Origin of the sequence: Enterobacter sp. 22466, assembly GCF_052044775.1 — a bacterium.
GTDB lineage: Bacteria > Pseudomonadota > Gammaproteobacteria > Enterobacterales > Enterobacteriaceae > Enterobacter > Enterobacter dissolvens.
This window is the reverse complement of sequence record NZ_JBQENX010000003.1, coordinates 59,363-78,659: the sequence shown is the minus strand read 5'-3', so window position 1 is coordinate 78,659 and position 19,297 is coordinate 59,363. Positions and strand designations below refer to the sequence as shown.

Below are 19,297 nucleotides of genomic sequence, written 5' to 3'. Positions count from 1 at the left end.
CATTAAAATCATATGGTTAGTAATATGAAACATACTGTTGAAGTGATGATCCCGGAAGCCGAGATCAAAGCGCGTATCGCCGAACTGGGTCGTCAAATCACCGAACATTACAAGGACAGCGGCAGCGAAATGGTGCTGGTCGGTCTGTTACGTGGCTCTTTCATGTTCATGGCAGATCTGTGCCGTGAAGTGCAGGTGTCACATGAGGTCGATTTTATGACCGCCTCCAGCTACGGCAGCGGCATGTCCACAACCCGTGATGTGAAAATCCTGAAAGATCTGGATGAAGATATTCGTGGCAAAGATGTGTTGATCGTCGAAGACATCATCGACTCCGGTAACACGCTTTCTAAAATGCGCGAGATCCTGAGCCTGCGCGAGCCGAAATCCCTGGCCATCTGTACTCTGCTGGATAAACCAGACCGCCGTGAAGTGCAGGTGCCGGTGGAGTTTGTGGGCTTCTCCATTCCGGACGAATTCGTCGTCGGTTACGGCATTGACTATGCGCAGCGTTATCGTCATCTGCCGTATGTTGGGAAGGTTGTGCTTCTGGACGAGTAGTGCGGCCTGGTGCCTTCACTCCAGCCCTCTCCCACAGGGAGAGGGAGAAAACCCCCGGCTTTATTTATGGTTCACGTGCTTAAGCTTAAGGTTGGCAATTCCTGAACGGTAACGCTGTTCCAGCGTTTCGCGGTTGGTGGCGGTCACTTCGAGGTTACGCAGCAGACCGTCATGAATACCGTATGCCCAGCCGTGGATAGAGACCTTCTGCCCGCGCTTCCACGCTGACTGCATGATCGTTGAATGACCCAGGTTATACACCTGCTCCATCACGTTCAGTTCACACAGCGTGTCCATCCGGCGTTCCTGCGGCATTTCACCCAGCAGTGAGCTATGTTTGAACCAGATATCGCGGATGTGCAGCAGCCAGTTATCGATGAGCCCCAGTTCCGGATTTTCGACCGCCGCCTGCACGCCACCGCAGCCGTAGTGACCGCAAATAATGATGTGCTCGACTTCCAGAACATCAACGGCGTACTGAACCACAGACAGGCAGTTGAGATCGGTATGAATCACCAGGTTGGCAACGTTACGGTGAACAAACAGTTCGCCGGGCTCAAGGCCCGTCAGGCGCTCAGCCGGAACACGGCTGTCGGAACATCCAATCCAGAGAAAGCGTGGATTCTGCGCTTGCGCAAGCTTTTCAAAAAATCCGGGGTCTTCCTCCACCAGCATTTTTGACCATAGTGCATTGTTGCTGATGAGTGTATCTATGTTGTTCATGGAGGTTAGCGACCTGTAACCGAGTGATTGCGTTGCGCTACTATAGGGTAACCCGACTTTTAATGAAACCACACAACGTGTGTCAGAACCTAAGGTAAGTTTAATTCATGGCGATTGCACTGGAGCTTGAGCAGCTTAAAAAAACCTATCCGGGCGGCGTTCAGGCGCTACGCGGGATAGATCTCAAAGTAGAGGCAGGGGATTTCTATGCGCTTCTGGGGCCGAACGGCGCGGGGAAATCGACGACCATCGGCATTATCAGTTCGCTGGTCAATAAGACCTCTGGCCGGGTCTGCGTCTTTGGTTACGATCTGCAAAAAGATGTGGTCAACGCCAAACGCCAGCTCGGGCTGGTTCCCCAGGAGTTTAACTTCAACCCGTTCGAGACGGTACAGCAGATCGTCGTCAACCAGGCGGGCTACTACGGCGTAGAGCGAAAAGAAGCGTTAGCACGCAGTGAAAAGTACCTGAAACAACTCGATCTATGGGAAAAGCGTAACGAACGTGCGCGTATGTTGTCCGGTGGGATGAAGCGCCGTCTGATGATTGCCCGTGCGCTGATGCATGAGCCGAAACTGCTGATCCTCGACGAGCCCACCGCCGGGGTAGATATTGAGCTGCGTCGCTCAATGTGGGGGTTCCTGAAGGATCTCAACGACAAAGGCACCACCATTATTCTGACGACGCACTACCTTGAAGAGGCGGAAATGCTGTGCCGCAACATCGGCATCATTCAGAACGGTGAGCTGGTGGAAAATACCTCGATGAAGGATCTGCTCTCGAAGCTGAAATCAGAGACGTTCATTCTCGATCTGGCGGCAAAAAGCGCGCTGCCGAAGCTTGAAGGGTACCAGTATCGTCTGGTCGATACCTCCACGCTGGAAGTCGAAGTATTGCGGGAGCAGGGCATCAACAGCGTCTTCTCCCAGTTGAGTGCCCAGGGCATTCAGGTTTTAAGTATGCGCAACAAAGCGAACCGACTGGAAGAGCTGTTTGTCTCTCTGGTGCAGGATAAACAAGGAGACAAGGCATGACGCATCTTTATTGGGTCGCGCTGAAAAGCATCTGGGCGAAAGAGATCAACCGCTTTATGCGCATCTGGGTACAAACCCTGGTGCCACCGGTGATCACCATGACGCTCTATTTCATCATCTTCGGTAACCTGATTGGTTCCCGCATTGGTGAGATGCACGGCTTTACCTATATGCAGTTTATCGTTCCGGGTTTGATCATGATGGCGGTGATCACCAACGCCTACGCCAACGTGGCTTCGTCATTCTTTAGCGCTAAGTTCCAGCGCAACATTGAGGAGCTGCTGGTGGCGCCGGTACCAACGCATGTGATCATCGCGGGCTACGTCGGCGGCGGCGTGGCGCGCGGCCTGTGCGTCGGGATCCTGGTGACGGCTATTTCCTTATTCTTCGTGCCGTTCCAGGTGCACTCCTGGCTGTTCGTGGGGCTGACGCTGCTGCTGACGGCAATCCTGTTCTCGCTTGCCGGTCTGCTGAACGCGGTGTTTGCCAAAACGTTTGACGATATCAGCCTGATCCCGACCTTTGTCCTGACCCCGCTGACCTATCTGGGTGGGGTGTTCTACTCCCTGACGTTGCTGCCGCCGTTCTGGCAGGCGTTGTCGCACCTGAACCCGATTGTCTACATGATCAGCGGGTTCCGCTTCGGCTTCCTCGGTATTACTGACGTTCCGCTGTTTACCACAGTGGCGGTGCTGGTGGTGTTTATCGTCGCCTTCTACCTGCTGTGCTGGTATTTAATCCAGCGCGGGCGCGGACTGCGCAGCTAACCTTCCGCCCGGTGGCTTTCTGGTTGCCGGGCACTTTTCTTTGACTGTTATCACCGTAAGCTAATCTTCACTCCGCTAAACTACTCGCCTGCTAAGGAGAGAACGTTATGCTGGGATGGGTCATTACCTGCCACGATGAACAGGCGCAGGAGATGTTGATAAAGCTTGAAGCCAGGTTTGGTCCACTGATGCAGTGTCGCGCGGTGAATTACTGGCAAGGGCTGAGCACCAACATGCTGAGCCGGATGATGTGCGATGCTCTGCATGAAACCGACACCGGCGAAGGTGTTATCTTTCTCACCGATAAATCGGGTGCAGCGCCGTATCGCGCCGCCTCCTTACTGAGCCACAAACACGACTGCTGTGAAGTGATCTCCGGCATTAACCTTCCCTTACTGGAGTTAATGTATCCACAGCGTGAATTATTAAGCAGCGCAGAGTTTCGCCATGCCATCGTGGCACAAGGTGAGCCGGGCGTCAGCAGCTTGTGGCATCAACAGCAGAAGAATCCTCCTTTTGTCCTGCTTCACGACCTGTATAAGAATTAAACATTGGTATTGATGGTGCATTTGTTACAATGGCATCAGTTTATTCGTACCGATATCACAGACATGTTCACGCGTATTTTGTTCCTGTTCCTGCTGGTTCTCTCTGGTGGGGCATCAGCCAGTTTATTAAGTCAGCAAGGTCTTCCAGCCCAGTACATGCAAACTACCGAGGATGCGGCTATCTGGGCGCAGGTGGGTAATGAAGTCGTGAACGTCGGCCATGTCAGCGCCGGACAGATCCTCGCCGTTGTGCCTACCGCTGCGGATTACTACGAGTTTCGCTTCGGATTTGGGACAGGCTTTATTGATAAAGGCCATCTGGAGCAGGTGCAGGGAAAGCAGCGCGTTGAGGACAGCCTTGGCGATCTTAATAAGCCGCTCAGTAATCAAAACCTGATCACCTGGAAAGACACGCCGGTGTACAACGCGCCGTCCAGCGGCAGTGCGCCATTCGGAACGTTGAGCGCCAATCTGCGTTACCCGGTTTTAAGCAAACTCAAGGACCGCTTAAACCAGACCTGGTACCAGATTCGCATCGGTAACCGTCTGGCGTGGATCAGCAGCCTGGATGCGCAGGAAGATAACGGCCTCCCGGTTCTGACCTACCATCATATTTTGCGTGATGAAGAGAACACGCGTTTTCGACATACGTCTACCACCACCAGCGTGCGTGCGTTCAATAACCAGATGGCCTGGCTGCGCGACCAGGGGTATACCACCCTGACGATGTATCAACTGGAAGGGTACGTGCGTAACAAAATGAACCTGCCTGCTAAATCGGTGGTGATCACCTTTGATGACGGGCTGAAATCCGTGAGCCGCTACGCTTACCCGATTCTGAAAGAGTACGGGTTTAACGCCACGGCATTTATCATCTCATCGCGCATTAAGCGCCATCCCCAGAAGTGGGATCCAAAATCGCTGCAGTTTATGAGCGTTCAGGAGCTGAAGGGCATCCAGGACGTGTTCGATATTCAGTCCCACACGCACTTCCTGCACCGCGTCGATGGTAATAAACATCCGATTTTACTGAGCCGCAGCTACCACGTGATTTTGTTTGATTTTGAACGCTCGCGCCGGGGGCTGGCGCAGTTTAACCCGCGCGTACTGTATCTCTCTTATCCCTTTGGTGGCTACGACAACAAAGCGATAAAAGCCGCGAATGACGCCGGTTTTCATCTGGCCGTCACGACGGTGAAAGGGAAGGTTAAGCCGGGGGATAATCCGTTCTTACTGAAACGCCTGTATATCTTAAGAACGGATTCGCTGGAGACGATGTCGCGGCTGATCAGCAACCAGCCGCAGGGATAAATTACTCATAGGTGAACTGCAGGGTGCCGATGGCGCTGAACGTGCCAGAGGTGACTTTTTCTGTACCAGACTTAACTAACCGGGCCGTAAGTAACCGGCTGAATAATGCAATGGTGGTGTTCTCCCGCGTGGTATAGCTGTTAGTGGAATTAGGCACCACCTGGCTGTTGTCCGGCCACATCAGAAACACTCCTACGCCTTTTGCTGCATTCGAGGATGCGGTATTGGCGAGTAATGTGCCATCAGTGCCGGTGGTCTTACTGGTGGTCAACTTCATGGTGATTTTACGTGTGTTGGTGCAATTCCCGGACACCGCCGCATATACGTTTAAGGTGTTATCGTTCTCCAGGTCGGATACACCATAATCCCCCAGATCCACGGTTTTGGGGGCCGTAAGGGTGCAGGTTGGTTTTATTATTGGTGTTGTGAATGCCATGTCGGCAATGCTGATGGTCGTGCCTGGATGGTCATCATTAGGTGCATAGGGATCGCCAATACCAAAGTCTCCGATAGTCCCTCCGGCAGGGCCAACGGAGACCACCTCCGCGGGAACCCCGGCAAAGCTGGGAAGCTGATAAAACTCGACCGCGGCCTCCCAGGTTCGGTATTGCAATAATTCATCCTGATCCTCCAAATGTAACGTCAGAAACCAGTTTGTGCTGGGGGCAAAATAGGCCGTGACTCCCGTACCTATTGTTCGAAACGCCAGGGCATAAGCAATGCCGGTCACATTGGTTTTGAATAAGGCTTTACCGTCGATGCTGCCCACCTGCAGGGTAGCCCGTGTTGCGGTAAAGATGTTTTCTCCATGTTGTCCACCTGAGCATACGCTCATCAACCGGGGGGTTAGGCTTAAGGGATAGAGGGTACTGATTTTTGTGGGAGCGGTGACGGCATCCACCGCTCTTAACGTCGGTTTTCCACCCGTAAAATCGCCAACCGCACGTGGCTTAGCACTCCCAATCTGGCACTCCTCGGCTGCACTGGCGTAAAAGGCACTCATGGTTAAGCACATAAATAAAATAATAAAACCGTAAAAACGTGGGGAAACAGTTATCCCAGGACGCTGTGCCATAGTTCTTCCTTTTAGCGTTGCCTGTTAGCGATATGTCACGCTGACCAATGCGCGCGCGGTCACTTTTCCTGCGCTGACCGGGCCGTAATTTTGGTAGCGGGCGTAAAAGTTATACGCTTTCAAATAGCTTTGCGGGTCTGAAGGCGTGGCTATTTTGACTGCCACATCAGACTGCCCCTCGCTGTCGAGGACGTTTTGATTACTGGATTCTGAAAAAATGACAATCCCCACATTCTCTGCGCCGCCTGCGATGGCGGACGTCTCATTACTGAATATTTGTTTGGAAATGCCATCAATTTGGGCAGCCTGCGGTTTAAAGGTAAAGTGCAGCGCTTGCCCGGCTCCGGATTCATCCCCGCTACAGTCCAACACCTGAATCATGAAGCGTGTTCCTCCTGCGGGGTCCGCTGGCTTAAGGCGATCGGCGCCATCCGCAGTATAAAACCACGCCCTTCCCACCGTTGGCAGCGTTACGTTTCCGCTATCAGGAATACTCACCTGGCACGTATTGTTGATAATGTTTGCCGTCATATCCATTTCCAGGCTTGAGGTAATCCCCGCAGCGGGAAAACCCAGGCAGAGGGTGAGCCAGGACACCCTATTTTTAATAAAGAAGCGGGAGTGGAACATCCTGTTTAAGCTACCTGTCTGAATTAACATTATTGATAGGTCACGATAAACGTCACTGGTGCGCTGACCGACCCCGTGGTCACGTCAGAAATCGTTTTATCTTGCGCAATGACGATGCGCGCATCCATTTCAAACTTCCCCGTCCCGTTAGAGAGGTTGACGAGAGAGGTCGGGGCTGTGGCGCAGTTCAACAGGGAGCCTGAGTCGACAGTGCCTTTCCAGATTTCAAAACCGACGTTATGCCCGGCGGCATACGAGGTTCCATTTTTAGCATTACCGGTACACGACCCGCCTGCCCCCGGCGTGGCCTGAATGGCGGCATTTTTGACCCCGGCACAATTGGTGAACGCGATTTTGAATGCCCCTCTTCGGTTCTTGCTCACAAGGTCGGACTTAAACACGTCGCCAAACGGTAAAATGCTTATAGGTGCTCCGCCGGCATCTTGTATCTCCGCATTGCAGGTGCCGGCCTCTATGGTGGACGTAAACGTGGCCTCAACGCTTGTGGTGCCTGTAATGGTGCTTAACGCAACGGAAGGCAGGGTGGCAGTCATCGCAAGCACCAGTAATGTCATTTTCTTTTTCATCTCAACGCTCCGTATTGCTGCCAGTTATTCATAGGTGAAATTAAATGTAGCGATACCGCTAAAGTTGCCGGTCGTGCCTTGCCCGCTTGCGGTTTCCACCAGCGTCGCCAGGAGTGAAACCTCGCCAGCACTTATTTCTCCGCTCGACCAGATGAGACGCTGCGTATCGGTGGATGAATTGATGACAAACGGGGCATCCGGGGTGGCGGTGCGGGAAATCGCCACACCAATATGCTCCGCGCTGCCTTCGCCGGAGAGTGAGTTCTTAATGGCCGTAGTTACAGGGCTGGCACTACCGCTAATGGTTGTTTTCAGCGATGTCAGACTTGACGGGCAGGAGACCATTTTGAGTTTAAAGTTGGTCGTCGCTTTGGCATTTTTCAGGATGATGTAATCCAGGCGCACCTTGCCGTTAGTGCCAATGGGGATAACGTTGCTGCTGCCATCACCGCTGCCGCCTTCAATTTTCATATCGCAGGTGGTGTCGCGGATATTAGCGGTAAAAGTAATATCGAGTGTGTCGGCGTATGATTCCAGTGACAGGGCCATCAGCCCTGTACTTAAAATAAAGAATCCTGTTTTTTTCCAGGCTTTAAAAAGCATGTTTTAACTCCCTTTATAAGGCTGTGACGTGGCAGGTCTGGCGCGTCAGCAGCGTTGTCGGTCCAATCTTTTTCGCATCCGGTGGGATCTGGTAGGTGGCGCTACAGGATGAGCCCGGCTCACTTCCCCAGACGATGTTTAGCGTTCCTTTATCTTCAATTCCGCGGATCCAGGCTTGCCCGGCCTGACCCACGCTACCCACGGATACGCCCTGGTCGGTTTGCACATCGGCGCCTAATGGAATAAATCCACCGTCGTCACGCGTCAGTTCCATTAACACGGAACGCCCCTGATCGGTTTCAAAGTTAACCAGCACAACGGCACCGCTACGGGGAACGGTGGTGGAGCGGGTATTTTTCACTTCCACGTCAGAGCGCATCTCGCTGATATCAAGACCTACGCTGTTTTCACGGTAGGCGGACAGATAGGGCATAAGGGCATAGCCTGAGGCGCCGATTTCGCCGTTACCGGTAGAGACGCGGGCACCGTTTGCTCCCTCTGCTTTAATCAACGCAAGCGTATCGCTTTCGCTGATGCTGCCGGGTGCAAGTGTTACGCCACCCGAGTGCAGAACCAACCCGCCGCTATAGCTGGCAGAATATTGCCGCGAATCGTCATCTGAGGCTGAGACGGAAAGGCTCATCGGTCCATGCGGGCCGTTGTAACTGCCGTAGCCGCTGAGCTGGTTTAACGTATCGTCATTACGGGTGGTGCTTTCGGTAATGCTGTAACTGAAGCGATTATCTTCAGTGCTGCCATTGGCGCTGGCGTTAAAACTCCCGCCACCTTGTAAATCGCTGCCGATGCCCGTCGTGAGTGAGGAGAATCCGCCCGCACGCTTGCCGTTACCCATCAGCGTGTCGAATGGAATAGTGAGGTTCAGATAGACACTGTCATCTTTTTCCCCGAACTCATTGTAGGTGCGCTGCACGGAGAGGCTATAACTTCCCCAGTTTAGCGAATGACTGTGGCCAACGGAGTATTGCGCGGACGAACTACTTTCATTCCAGTAGTCCTGCCAGGTTGAGTTGACATACAGCGATCCCAAATCAAGGTCAGCCATTTTCAACGGCTGGCTGATATTTACCTGGATCTGGTTTTTCATGCGCTGGAAGGTCTGATACACATCGCGGTTATTACGTTCAGGGTTGCGTTCCCTGTCACGGTATTTGATCTCATTGGTCAACGAGGCTGCATCATTCAGGCTGAGGTAGTCAGACGTTGAAAACCGGTAAGCGGCGACGTTGAAAGAGGTATTCGTGGCTTCCATGAGATTGCTGTAGGAGATGCGATAACTTTCGCCGGTGAGATGTCGTAAGCCGTCGATCCGGGCGTCAGAATGCGTGGCATCAAAGGCAGATGCACCCACACGGGTGTTCATCGCAATACCCAGCAATGCGGCGTAAAAATCGCTATCGGTGTATTCCAGCCCTGCATAGCCCGTGAAGGTATTGGTTAAGCCATAATACCCCGTGGCATATCCCACCATTGGTTTGTCGTGCAGGCTGTCGTCACGCAGTTCACCTACGCCGATATCCCATCGCGAGTAGCCAGGGCGAAGCATTTGCGCGACGGAAGAATAGGTGACCGAGAAGGAACGTTTGCTCCCATCCGTCTCTTCTACCGTGACGATAAGATCGCTTCCGTAACCTGTTGTACTGAGATCCGAGATTTCAAATGGCCCTGGCGGTACGGACGTTTCGTAAATCGTATTGCCACTTTGGGCGATCGTGACTTTGGCATTACTGTTTGCGACTCCCCGGATCACCGGCGCATAGGTTGATATGCCGTTAGGAAGCATACGGTCATCGTTATATAAACGCGCCCCGCGCAGGCTAATGGAATCGAAGGCGTCACCACGGGTATAGGAATCTCCGGCGATAAACTGCGCTTTAAGGGGCGTGATATCACGCTGAAGATAAATGTCCTGGCTGGCGTAATGGGTACCGGAATCCTGATCCCAGTTCAGGTTGCCGCGTGCGCGGAGTCGCCATGGCCCCAGATTTGCCCCATAGCGTAAGCCTGCATAGGCCGTATCCGTGCTGGAGTCAGGCGTGTCGGCGTGCCAGCCATTGAGATCCCAGGAGAGCATGGCTACCGGGATACCGTCTTCCCAAAGCGAAGGATCGACAAACCCTGAGGGACGCTGAATAACGAAAGCCTGCGGAATGGAAAGGTCTAACTCCTGAGTGGAAGGATCGTAAGCCACGCGTGACCCGGGATAGGCGTTCGACACAGAGACACAGGTGTCCTCAGAATCTCCCTCTGCTTGTTTAAGTTGCTGGATGGTGACATTTGCCTGAGTGAGCAGTTTAGGGGTGATACAGGGCGTGGCGCGTGGAGTACCATTCTCCTTAAAGAGAAGGTCCGTGGTAACGGAAGGTTTCCCGTTAATAATCACCTTCACCTTATATGTTCCGGCAATTACAGGGTTGCCCTTTGAAAAGCGACTGACATCAATTGATGCACCGGTGTTATAAAGAAACTGCTCGTTAAACTGCACGTCTTCTTCTTTATTATTTTCAGCAGCAAATGCACATAACGGCAATACCGCACTTATCGATAAACATAGTAGCGAACGTCTAAAGTGCATGATGAACTCTGTCCCAGAGCAAAGCCAATTATAGTTCTTGCGAATGATATGAAATGAATACAGGGTCAATTCTGTATAAACTCATATTTATCAATTCCACCGTAATCATTGATGGCTTGCCAGGTTATTTTGCTATTGCCTGTCAGGGGGGCGTTTTTCACATTCATTGTCTGGCTTGAGAACGGCTCAATATAATGCGTTTCGATCTCGTAATGTTTACCGCCTGAAATAAGCGATGCACTCGCCAGCGAAACATAATACGGCGAGTCATTTTTCGCACTTAAAACGACTTTTTGCCCTTGTCGGGTTTGAGACCATTTAAGATTTTTGGCTGCCTCTGTCGGTTCCCCTTTCAACCCTGTAGGACGGAAAAAGAGTTTTATGCGGGTACGGAAAGCAAGCTGAAGCATACTTTGGTTGTCGCTCTCCTTTGCTTTTGGCGGAACTTCCAGAACGTTAAACCAGAACAGGGACTCTTTATCTTTTGGCAATGTCTGACCAAGCCAGGTGATTCTGACGGTTTGCCCTTTTTGCGGTTCAACACGCGAAACCGGGGGGGTAACAATAAAGGGAAGTTTGAGCTCCTGAGGATTGGTGCTATCTCTTCCGTCGTCGAGCCAGGTTTGTACCAGTAAAGGCCGGGTGCCACGGTTATCCATCGATACCGTTACGTCCTTTGCCGATTCAGGATAAATGATACGGGTGCCAGAAATGACAATATCTGCACTGGCGTTAAGAGCAAAAACGCTCACCGAGGCCAGCAGCAGGGCTTTTAATCCGCTCTTAATATTCAGTACGTACATGTATATTCTCGAAAAAATACGAAAAATGTGCCCAGCGGGGCACATTAACGGCAGGGATAAATTATTCGTAGCTCATGGTGAAGTAAGCGTTGGCGCTGACTTTACCTGACTGCACAGGATTCGTGTCTTTCACCCAGTTGGCGCCAGGGACATAAGCAACGCGGTAGAACAGTTTAGCGGAACCTGCATTCAGGTCGGCTTTCTGCGTATTATTGTCTGGCTGGCCGACCATAATACGAGAAGAGGTTGTTGGGGCATTGTTATACAGGGCAAGTGCAACGTTCGTTGCTGCGCCTGCTACGCCGGCGTCAGGTTCAATGGTACCGTTTGCAATGGCACCCATATTTTTAGACATGAAGTTTGCAGACGCACTCTTTAATGTTTCAGGGCAGTTGGTGAGCAGCAGTTCAAAATTCTTAGAGCCGACGCCGGTATCGACGGTGGTGGATTCAACCTCAGATTTTTTAACAACCGGTAAGGTGATGGTGATATTGTTTTGTGCTTCACCATTAGAAGTGGAAATATTACATGTTGTATCAGTTACTGCACCATCAAAGGTGATTAAACCCAGATCTGTGTCTGCAGTTGCTGAAAAAGAACCTGTTACGAATAAAGTTACAACTGAAGCTAATAGCGTTTTTTTAACATGATTAAAATTCCATTTAAAAAAACATTTCACTGATGTAATTCAAGCAAAAAAGATGATAGGGATCTCTGAATGCGTTGGGTATTTAAAATTGCTTAATATCATCGTTAGAAAAAGTGAGGGTCCGGATAAGTTACTGAAAATGATCTTGAAAATTCTATAAAAGAATGCAGGGATGAGTTTTTTTAGCGCGTCGAACGCATTCTGGTACGATATAAATTATAAATGGTAAGGATCATTTCCATTATTATATTATTTAGGGAAATGTATTTTTTAAAAAAACAGGCGCGATGGGGGAGGGAAATAGGATAAATAAATGAGGAGTGATGTTATTAGCGATAAAAGTATGAAGTACTTATTGTCACTGAAGGAGCGGATCCTGAGAAATCCGCTCCTCACCGGATTCAGGCAACCTGCACCGGGATCGCCTTCGCGGTGCGTTTCATCTCGTTGTCACCTTCAAAGTAGGCCACTTTAGGCTGCCAGCGGCGCGCCTCTTCGTCGGACATCATGACGAAGCTCGCGATGATCACAATATCACCCACGTCGGCACAGTGCGCGGCGGCACCGTTAACGGAGATAATTTTAGACCCACGCTCGGCAGCGATAGCGTAGGTGGAGAAACGTTTACCGTTGTTCACGTTCCAGATATCAATGGCTTCGTTTTCAAGAATACCCGCCGCGTCGAGAAAATCCTGATCGATCGCGCAGGAGCCTTCATAGTGCAGGTCGGCCTGCGTGACTTTCACACGGTGAAGCTTACCTTGCAGCATTTTGCGAATCATTACGTGTACCTTTAATCATCATGCGTTAACCCCTCTCGTAAGAGGGGAGGGTAAGAATACTATGCCAGCTCGACCACTTTATTGTCGATGAGTCGCGCCTGACCGAGCCATGCTGCCACCAGAATAACCGCGCGTTTGCTGGCGTCGGTCAGCTCAAGCAGGGTGTCGGCATCACGGATTTGAATGTCGTCAGCACGGAAGCCTTTATCGTTCAGCGCTTGCTCAGCGAGGGCGACAATCTCCTCTGCGGACAACTCTTTGGCTAACAGTTGCTCTGCCATGGTGTTCATGACTTTGCTTAATCCTGGGGCAATTTTACGCTGCTCAGCGGTCAGATAACCGTTACGGGAGCTGAGCGCCAGACCATCTTTAGCCCGCACAATCGGCACGCCCACGATCTCGATATCATAGCCCATATCGGCCACCATCTTGCGGATCAGCGCCAGCTGCTGGAAATCTTTCTCACCGAAACAGGCGACGTCAGGCTGCACCAGATTGAACAGCTTGCTGACGATGGTCGATACGCCGCGGAAATGGCCTGGACGGCTTGCCCCTTCGAGCATGGTGGAAATACCCGGGACGTCAACGTACGTTGCCTCTCCCGTACCCTGAGGGTACACATCCGCAGGTGCCGGTGCGAAGACGAAGTCCGCATGGCGTTTTTTCAGTTTTTCGCAATCTTCCTGCAGCGTACGAGGATAGCGCGCCAGGTCGTCTGCGCGATCAAACTGCATTGGATTAACGAAGATACTGACCACCACGATATCTGCGCGGGCTTTCGCTTCGTCGACCAGTTTCATATGGCCGTCATGCAGGTTACCCATGGTCGGGACCAGTGCAATACGTTTACCTTCCTGTCGCGCACGACGGATATGCTGGCGAAGCAGCGGCAGGGTTTCAATGATTAGCACAACGAGACTCCTTAATGGAAACTGTGTTCTTCACCCGGGTAAACACCGGATTCGACGTCGGCAATATACTGCCTGACCGCGGCGCGCATGTCGCCCGCTTCAGTAAGGAAATTTTTGGCGAATTTCGGGATATGACCGCCGGTAATACCAAAGGCGTCATGCATTACCAGAATCTGACCGTCGGTGACGTTGCCCGCGCCAATCCCAATCACCGGAATCGACAGCGCGTCGGTGATGCGTTTTGCCAGTTCCACCGGGACACATTCCAGTACCAGCAGCTGTGCGCCAGCCGCTTCCAGCGCGAGGGCATCATCAAACAGCGTCTGCGCGGCATCACCACGGCCTTGCACCTTGTAACCGCCAAAGATATTGACGGACTGTGGCGTCAGGCCTAAATGACCGCACACCGGCACGGCGCGCTCGGTGAGCATTTTTACCGTTTCCACAAGCCAGGCGCCGCCTTCGATTTTGACCATGTTGGCACCGGCACGCATCACGGCCGCCGCATTGTCGAAAGCTTGCTCTGGCGTGGCGTAGGCCATAAACGGCAGATCGGAAAGCAGCAGGCAAGCGGGGGCGCCGCGGCGCACGGCACGGGTGTGGTAGGCAATCTCCTCGACCGTGACCGGCAGGGTGGAGTCATGCCCTTGTACCGTCATCCCTAACGAATCCCCGACCAGCATGACGTTGATACCCTCTTCGGCAAACAGTCTGGCGAAGCTGTAGTCATATGCGGTGATGGTGGCGAAGCGTCTCTTTTCCTGTTTGCATTTCTGCAGTAAGGAGATGGTGGTTGGTTTCATACTGTTTCCTGATAGCCCAAAAGCGAATCTTTGCGCATTCTAACAGTAACATTCGAGGGAACAATGATTTTAGGTAGTCGATTAGCCACAATTATTTTATGGCTAATGGGCAGGGTTGCAGGCTTACCAGCGAGCGGGTTTTTCCGCGTGGAGGTTGTCCAGAATGTCCCTGAGCGGAATGCCGTCCGGGAAGGTGAGATCGGGGGCAACTTCAAACAGCGGCCAGAGCATAAACCCACGATTTTTCATGTCGTAATGCGGCACAATCAGGCGTGGGGTGTTAATCACCTCGTTGCCAAACAGCATAATGTCGAGGTCCAGGGTTCGGGGTCCCCAGCGTTCGGCTTTGCGCACGCGGCCCTGCTGCAACTCGATTCGCTGGGTGTTATCCAGCAATGTTTCGGCATCCAGCGCGGTATCCAGCACCACGGCGGCGTTCAGGTAGTCAGGCTGATCCTGAGGTCCCAGCGGTGGTGTGCGGTAAAAAGAGGAGACAGCGACGATCCGGCTCTGGGGGATCTCACCCAGCGCCTGAACGGCAGCATTAACCTGCTCCAGCGGAGAGGCCAGATTGCTGCCGATAGCGATATACGCGAGGGTCATGCGGTGCCTTCGCGACGCGGTGCGCGCTTGCGCGGACGACGGTGACGACGACGCGGTGCCGGCTCTTCATCAAGGCCGGTAAGCATATCTTTTTGCTCCGGCGGTGCGGAGACCTGGAATTCGGCCCACCACTGCGCCAGACGCTGCAGCTCCTGATTGCGTTCAATTTCAGCACGTAGAGAGAGCAGATCAAAGGCCGCGCGGAACTTAGGATGCTCCATCAGCTTCCAGGCGCGTTTGCCCTGACGACGGGACATACGCAGCTGAAGCTGCCAGATATCGCGCACCAGCGTGGTGATCCGTTTCGGGATGGCCAGCGTACGACAGCCTTCGTCCAGCACGTCGTTTGCCGCCAGCGCGAAAGCATCGTAATAGGCGAGACCGCTTTCCTGGGTAATGCGTTGAGCGGTTTCCAGCAGCGGATACCAGAACATTGCCGCAAACAGGAACGCCGGGTTCACGCGCATATCGTTGCGGATACGGGTGTCGGTATTCTTCAACACCTGTGCGATCATACGTTCCATTGGGCTGTCACCCTTTTCGGTGAAGTAGCGGGTAATGGTCGGGAATAACGGCTGGAAAAGGTTATATTCGCGCAGCAGGTTGTAGGTTTCAAATCCGTGACCGGCTTGCAGCAGTTTTAGCGCTTCTTCAAACAGACGGGCAGGTGGCACGTCGTTGATAAGCGTCGCAAGACGCGGGATCGGCTCTGCCGTCTCCGGGCTGATGCGCATATCCAGCTTGGCGGCGAAACGCACGGCGCGCAGCATACGCACAGGATCTTCGCGATAGCGGGTTTCCGGCGTACCGATCAGGCGAATCAGACCTTCTTTCAGATCCTGCATGCCGCCGACGTAATCACGCACGGTGAAATCCGCCACGCTGTAGTAAAGGCTGTTGATGGTGAAATCGCGACGCTGAGCATCTTCTTCGATAGAACCGAAGATGTTGTCGCGCAGCAGCATACCGTTCTGGCCGCGCTGGGAGGTCGTGCGATCGGATGCCCCCGCTTCGTGGTGTCCACGGAACGTCGCCACCTCAATAATTTCTGGCCCGAACATGACGTGAGCCAGACGGAAACGGCGGCCAACGAGACGGCAATTGCGGAATAATTTACGCACCTGCTCGGGCGTGGCGCTGGTCGTCACGTCGAAATCTTTGGGTTTTTTGCCCAGCAGTAAATCACGTACTCCACCGCCAACGAGATAGGCCTCGTAGCCCGCTTTATTCAGACGATAGAGCACCTTGAGGGCATTTTCACTGATATCTTTGCGGGAAATATTGTGCTGCTCACGCGGAATAACCGACATGTGGGGTTGCGCAATAGCGTCATTCGCCATGCTCTCTTCGCGGCTTAGCACTTTACGGCAAAAATTAGCGACTCGGGTAAAAATGGTACACCTCGTAGTGTGTTTTGTTATGAAAAAAGCGGCTAATCATAGCTCAGCGCAACGCATTTGAGAATGCTGGATTTTTGGCACTGCCCTGAGCGTCCAGTTGGCAATGGCCATTTTCAGCAGTTCGTCAATGTGCAGATCCTGCCATTCATGGGTTACATTCTGGTTGAGAAATCGCAACGCGTCGATCAAAACGGGGCGCGGATCGCCGTCTGGCAGGGCAGGGGCGTGGTTTTGCTTTGACAGCTTACTGCCCCGCTCGTTGACGGCCAGCGGCAGATGAATGTAATCCGGCGCGGTCCAGCCAAACTGGTGATACAACGCTATTTGCCGCACCGTAGGCTCGACCAGATCGGCCCCGCGCACAATTTCGGTGACGCCCTGAAAGTGATCATCCACCACCACCGCCAGGTTATAGGCAAACAGTCCGTCACGGCGGTGAATAATAAAATCTTCCCGCGCCAGGCGCTCATCCGCCTGAATGTCACCGGAGAGCAGGTCGTTAAAGTGGAGCACGGGAGCGCGCTGCAACAGACGTACGGCGGCGTGTTCCGGGCCGTGATTGAGCGTGCGGCAATGGCCGTCATAGACGCCCCCCACGCTCTGGATGCGCGCGCGGGTGCAGGTGCAGTTATAGGACAGCCCCTGCTCCGCGAGCCAGGCCAGACGTTCGCGGTAGGCGTCGTGACGTGTTGACTGCCAGAGAACGTCGCCGTCCCAGTGAAGACCGTAATGTTCCAGCTGACGCAGAATGGTGTCTGCTGCACCGGGAACTTCACGCGGAGGATCAATATCTTCAATGCGAACGAGCCATTTGCCCAGGCTTGCGCGCGCCTGCAGGTAGCTGCCGAGAGCGGCAATTAACGAGCCGAAATGTAATTCACCGGAGGGGGATGGCGCGAAGCGCCCGATATAGTGAGATTCAGACATATCAACAGTAATAAGGCGGGAGAGACTCCCGCCTTTGGAGTGGGTAAACAGGACCGGGATTAACCCGCCATCTGTTTTTCGCGGATTTCTGCCAGCGTTTTACAGTCGATGCACAGATCGGCGGTTGGACGCGCTTCCAGGCGACGAATGCCGATTTCAACACCACAGGATTCGCAGTAGCCAAAATCTTCGTCCTCGACCTTCTTCAGCGTTTTTTCGATCTTTTTGATCAGTTTGCGCTCACGGTCACGGTTACGCAGTTCCAGGCTGAACTCTTCTTCCTGAGCGGCACGATCGACCGGATCCGGGAAGTTAGCCGCTTCATCCTGCATATGACTAACGGTGCGATCGACTTCATCCCTGAGTTGATTACGCCATGCTTCAAGAATACGCTTGAAGTGCGACAGCTGGGCTTCATTCATATACTCTTCGCCCGGCTTCTCTTGATACGGCTCCACCCCAGCGATGGCGAGAATACTCAGGGACGATGTTTTACGGTTTTGCCCTTCTTGCATGTTGCTTCTCCTTAACACGCACTATCGATCCCCGTGTTGGGGGAAAAATCAGGTCGCTATAAATAGCAGATGCTTTTCCGTATGGCAATTATCTAAACGTAACACTTGACAAGCCTGTGAGGAAAAGCGTATTTGCGCACGCGGCCAGAACACTTAATCATCAATCGTCTAATCCCTTATAAGACAATGGGAAGAGAGGATCTCAGAGTCATATTATCGGCAGAAAGTTCCGCTTTATAAGCCAAAACCTCTACCCCCTGCTTTTGTGCCTCATTCAACAATTGCGCGTATTTGAGATCAATATGGCGGGCTGGAGAAAATCGTTCAATGGCTGAGTGCAAAACCGCAAACAGCAATACGGCGCGTTTGCCCGCCGCCGCAACACTCATCAGCTCCCGCAGATGCTTCTGTCCACGTAGCGTGACCGCATCCGGGAAGAAGCCGTTTTCCTGTTCCGCTAACGTGACTGATTTGACTTCAATATAGCACTCGGGGCGGTCTTCCGCCTGTAACATAAAGTCAATTCTGCTGCCTTCATCGCCATATTTCACTTCTGATTTATGCGTGCCGTAACCCACCAGTTCGGGAAGGGTTCCGTTGGTCAGGGCTTCCTTAACTAATTGATTCGCACGCAGGGTGTTAACGCAAATAAATGCCCCTTGCTGGGTTTGCGTCATTTCCCAGGTATAGGGATATTTGCGTTTAGTATTTTCTGACGTGGAATACCAGACCGTGTCACCCGGTGTCGCACATCCTGTCATTGCCCCGGTATTGGGGCAGTGCAGCGTTAACTGTTCCCCTTCAGGGGTAATGACATCGGCGAGAAAACGCTTGTAGCGTTGGATAAGCGTGGCGCGTTGCAGTGCAGGACTAAACTTCATCAGAATTCCTTAGGGTATCGCCCAGCGTCCAGCGCTGGAGCGGCGTATAGCGGGTGCGTCCTTGTGAAAAAACAGATTCGTACAGCGCGAATGAGGTCACCGGAAAGGCCCAGTGAAAACCCGGTGGCGGTATGGCAACGACCTGACCGGCATCGCGCAGCAGCGTAATATGGGGATGAAACGGCTGCGGGCTCTGATAACACCCGCTACGCGCCGCCTGGGCGCGCAGCATATTTGCAAGCTGTAATAATCCGCGCGGCGGCTGGCGCGTCCCCAGCCAGACGACGCGGGAGCGGAGCCATTGCCCCGCATCATCAAGGGTCAGCGTGAACCCCGGCTGGGAAATCCGACCGGCCATCGCCGCCAGGGCGCGCTGTTTCTCTCCACTGACGTCGCCCAGAAAAGCCAGCGTCAGGTGGAGGTTTGCGGCGGCAACCGGGCGGCCCGCTTCGGGCGGGAAGTGTTCGGCGCGCCAGCGAACAATTTGTCGTTGGATCGGCGTGGGCAGCTCAATGGCGAAAAACAGTCGTTTCGACTCAGACATACAGGGGACTCGGTAATGATATGCGCCGATGCTACAATGTACGCCGA

At 53.0% G+C, this 19,297-nt stretch carries 22 protein-coding genes; 5 read left to right on the top strand and 17 right to left on the bottom strand.

What is annotated here, in order from left to right:
* Positions 1-24 precede the first annotated feature (24 nt).
* Positions 25-561, top strand: a complete 537-nt coding sequence (hpt, locus tag ACTJJI_RS10200; RefSeq protein ID WP_440653929.1) for a hypoxanthine phosphoribosyltransferase — start codon at positions 25-27, stop codon at positions 559-561.
* A 60-nt stretch (positions 562-621) separates the two neighbouring features.
* On the opposite strand, the gene can is transcribed toward hpt, so the two are convergent.
* Positions 622-1,284: a carbonate dehydratase gene (can, locus tag ACTJJI_RS10195; protein ID WP_014830678.1), complete on the bottom strand. Its 663-nt coding sequence runs from the start codon at positions 1,282-1,284 to the stop codon at positions 622-624.
* Between the two features lie 107 nt (positions 1,285-1,391).
* Here can and ACTJJI_RS10190 point away from each other — a divergent pair, with 107 nt between their 5' ends.
* The 4 genes from ACTJJI_RS10190 to ACTJJI_RS10175 all read left to right on the top strand — a co-directional run bounded on the left by ACTJJI_RS10190 (position 1,392) and on the right by ACTJJI_RS10175 (position 4,944).
* Positions 1,392-2,318 (top strand): ABC transporter ATP-binding protein, encoded by a 927-nt coding sequence (locus tag ACTJJI_RS10190; protein WP_013095616.1) that lies wholly within the window; start codon positions 1,392-1,394, stop codon positions 2,316-2,318.
* A complete protein-coding gene (locus ACTJJI_RS10185) occupies positions 2,315-3,085 on the top strand; it encodes an ABC transporter permease (protein WP_013095617.1) in 771 nt (256 codons plus the stop codon). The genes ACTJJI_RS10190 and ACTJJI_RS10185 overlap by 4 nt, the downstream gene beginning before the upstream one ends.
* 107 nt (positions 3,086-3,192) lie before the next feature.
* Positions 3,193-3,633, top strand: a complete 441-nt coding sequence (locus ACTJJI_RS10180) for a PTS sugar transporter subunit IIA (protein WP_050859441.1) — start codon at positions 3,193-3,195, stop codon at positions 3,631-3,633.
* Positions 3,634-3,696: 63 nt separating this feature from the next.
* Positions 3,697-4,944 carry a polysaccharide deacetylase family protein gene (locus ACTJJI_RS10175; RefSeq protein WP_046889398.1) on the top strand — a complete coding sequence of 416 codons (1,248 nt, stop codon included), beginning with the start codon at positions 3,697-3,699 and terminating at the stop codon, positions 4,942-4,944.
* Between the two features lies 1 nt (position 4,945).
* Here the strand turns inward: ACTJJI_RS10175 and ACTJJI_RS10170 are convergent, their stop codons facing one another.
* The 16 genes from ACTJJI_RS10170 to thpR form a co-directional block, all read right to left on the bottom strand.
* On the bottom strand, positions 4,946-6,019 hold the full coding sequence (locus ACTJJI_RS10170; RefSeq protein ID WP_153907988.1) for a fimbrial protein StkG: 1,074 nt from the start codon (positions 6,017-6,019) through the stop codon (positions 4,946-4,948).
* Positions 6,020-6,043: 24 nt separating this feature from the next.
* Positions 6,044-6,679 (bottom strand): fimbrial-like protein, encoded by a 636-nt coding sequence (locus ACTJJI_RS10165; protein ID WP_230372844.1) that lies wholly within the window; start codon positions 6,677-6,679, stop codon positions 6,044-6,046.
* Positions 6,679-7,236, bottom strand: coding sequence for a fimbrial protein (locus ACTJJI_RS10160; protein WP_014830684.1), 558 nt, complete (start codon positions 7,234-7,236; stop codon positions 6,679-6,681). Before ACTJJI_RS10160 ends, ACTJJI_RS10165 begins: the two co-directional genes overlap by 1 nt.
* A 24-nt stretch (positions 7,237-7,260) precedes the next feature.
* Positions 7,261-7,839, bottom strand: coding sequence for a fimbrial protein (locus ACTJJI_RS10155; RefSeq protein ID WP_194516585.1), 579 nt, complete (start codon positions 7,837-7,839; stop codon positions 7,261-7,263).
* A 13-nt stretch (positions 7,840-7,852) separates the two neighbouring features.
* Positions 7,853-10,432, bottom strand: a complete 2,580-nt coding sequence (locus ACTJJI_RS10150; protein WP_440653924.1) for an outer membrane usher protein — start codon at positions 10,430-10,432, stop codon at positions 7,853-7,855.
* A gap of 65 nt (positions 10,433-10,497) precedes the next feature.
* Positions 10,498-11,235: a fimbrial chaperone gene (locus ACTJJI_RS10145; RefSeq protein WP_440653922.1), complete on the bottom strand. Its 738-nt coding sequence runs from the start codon at positions 11,233-11,235 to the stop codon at positions 10,498-10,500.
* A gap of 61 nt (positions 11,236-11,296) precedes the next feature.
* Positions 11,297-11,914, bottom strand: a complete 618-nt coding sequence (locus ACTJJI_RS10140) for a fimbrial protein (protein ID WP_440653920.1) — start codon at positions 11,912-11,914, stop codon at positions 11,297-11,299.
* Between the two features lie 371 nt (positions 11,915-12,285).
* Entirely contained in the window at positions 12,286-12,666 is a 381-nt protein-coding gene (gene panD, locus ACTJJI_RS10135; RefSeq protein WP_003856284.1) for an aspartate 1-decarboxylase, read from the bottom strand.
* Between the two features lie 59 nt (positions 12,667-12,725).
* Positions 12,726-13,577, bottom strand: coding sequence for a pantoate--beta-alanine ligase (gene panC / locus ACTJJI_RS10130; RefSeq protein ID WP_014830689.1), 852 nt, complete (start codon positions 13,575-13,577; stop codon positions 12,726-12,728).
* An 11-nt stretch (positions 13,578-13,588) separates the two neighbouring features.
* Positions 13,589-14,380: a 3-methyl-2-oxobutanoate hydroxymethyltransferase gene (panB, locus tag ACTJJI_RS10125; RefSeq protein ID WP_348580235.1), complete on the bottom strand. Its 792-nt coding sequence runs from the start codon at positions 14,378-14,380 to the stop codon at positions 13,589-13,591.
* A 123-nt stretch (positions 14,381-14,503) separates the two neighbouring features.
* On the bottom strand, positions 14,504-14,983 hold the full coding sequence (gene folK / locus ACTJJI_RS10120) for a 2-amino-4-hydroxy-6-hydroxymethyldihydropteridine diphosphokinase (RefSeq protein ID WP_014830691.1): 480 nt from the start codon (positions 14,981-14,983) through the stop codon (positions 14,504-14,506).
* Positions 14,980-16,377 carry a polynucleotide adenylyltransferase PcnB gene (gene pcnB, locus ACTJJI_RS10115; protein ID WP_074163208.1) on the bottom strand — a complete coding sequence of 466 codons (1,398 nt, stop codon included), beginning with the start codon at positions 16,375-16,377 and terminating at the stop codon, positions 14,980-14,982. The genes folK and pcnB overlap by 4 nt, the downstream gene beginning before the upstream one ends.
* A 42-nt stretch (positions 16,378-16,419) precedes the next feature.
* The gene (gluQRS, locus tag ACTJJI_RS10110; RefSeq protein WP_047360392.1) at positions 16,420-17,310 is read right to left on the bottom strand and encodes a tRNA glutamyl-Q(34) synthetase GluQRS; all 891 of its coding nucleotides are present in this window, start codon (positions 17,308-17,310) and stop codon (positions 16,420-16,422) included.
* 59 nt (positions 17,311-17,369) lie between these two features.
* Positions 17,370-17,825: an RNA polymerase-binding protein DksA gene (gene dksA, locus ACTJJI_RS10105; RefSeq protein WP_013095632.1), complete on the bottom strand. Its 456-nt coding sequence runs from the start codon at positions 17,823-17,825 to the stop codon at positions 17,370-17,372.
* A gap of 176 nt (positions 17,826-18,001) precedes the next feature.
* Positions 18,002-18,706, bottom strand: a complete 705-nt coding sequence (sfsA, locus tag ACTJJI_RS10100; RefSeq protein ID WP_014830694.1) for a DNA/RNA nuclease SfsA — start codon at positions 18,704-18,706, stop codon at positions 18,002-18,004.
* Positions 18,696-19,250, bottom strand: a complete 555-nt coding sequence (gene thpR / locus ACTJJI_RS10095; RefSeq protein ID WP_063426403.1) for an RNA 2',3'-cyclic phosphodiesterase — start codon at positions 19,248-19,250, stop codon at positions 18,696-18,698. Before thpR ends, sfsA begins: the two co-directional genes overlap by 11 nt.
* Between the last annotated feature and the right edge of the window lie 47 nt (positions 19,251-19,297).